The sequence below is a fragment of the Paraburkholderia sp. CNPSo 3272 genome (assembly GCF_024206495.1).
Classification (GTDB): Bacteria; Pseudomonadota; Gammaproteobacteria; order Burkholderiales; family Burkholderiaceae; genus Paraburkholderia.
This window is the reverse complement of record NZ_JAMBPQ010000111.1, coordinates 1-686: the sequence shown is the minus strand read 5'-3', so window position 1 is coordinate 686 and position 686 is coordinate 1. Positions and strand designations below refer to the sequence as shown.

The 686-nt window shown below is 55.7% G+C and carries 1 protein-coding gene; it reads left to right on the top strand.

Going from position 1 to position 686, the window contains the following annotated elements; translation table 11 throughout:
• The first annotated feature begins 1 nt into the window (after position 1).
• On the top strand, positions 2 to 229 hold the full coding sequence (locus M3I53_RS38030) for a cysteine rich repeat-containing protein (RefSeq protein ID WP_254320820.1): 228 nt from the start codon (positions 2 to 4) through the stop codon (positions 227 to 229).
• The last annotated feature ends 457 nt before the right edge of the window (positions 230 to 686 follow it).

The following is a 686-nucleotide window of genomic DNA, read 5'->3' as shown; positions in this document are numbered from 1 at the left end:
GATGAAAGCGGGCGCATTGCTGGCCGGTCTGACCTTCGCGATAGCGAGCAGCGGCGAATCGCGCAGCGAGCAGGAACACGCGTGCCGCGACGATGCGTTCCACTTCTGCGCGCGTGCGATCCCCAACAAGGAGAAAATCGCGGCATGCCTGAAGCAGCACTACGATGAACTCTCGCCACCGTGCAAGGCGATGTTCGACCCGCCGACGACGGACGATCCCCAGTCATGAGCGCGAATGCCGCCCATTGAAAACAGGCGCGCTGCGCCTCTTTTCAATTGAGTCGATGGAAAAGGGCTTGCGGACTCGCGATCGGGGCGATAAGATTCGCCCCCTTCGCAGTTCGATGTCTCAGACGTCAGGCAGCGAGGGCCGCCGCGGAAACCGGCGGACGCAGGAGTCAGCAAGCTTTTTCAAGCGGTGAGCGAAAAAAAGGGGTTGACGAAGCGAAAAAGATTCTTCATAATCTCGTTTCTCTGCTGCAGACGCAGCAACGCAGAAAGAAGCCGGTAGTCGAGCAGTTTTAACGGCGCTTTCGCGAACGATCTTTAAAAATTTACAGCCGATAAGTGTGGGCGCTTGATGCGGTGGCGACCCGATATGGTTCTTCGGAGCGATATCGGGAGCAGCAAAAGTATCAAGAGTCTCACACTAAAGTAAGTCAGGTTTTTGAATTTATTCAGAACCT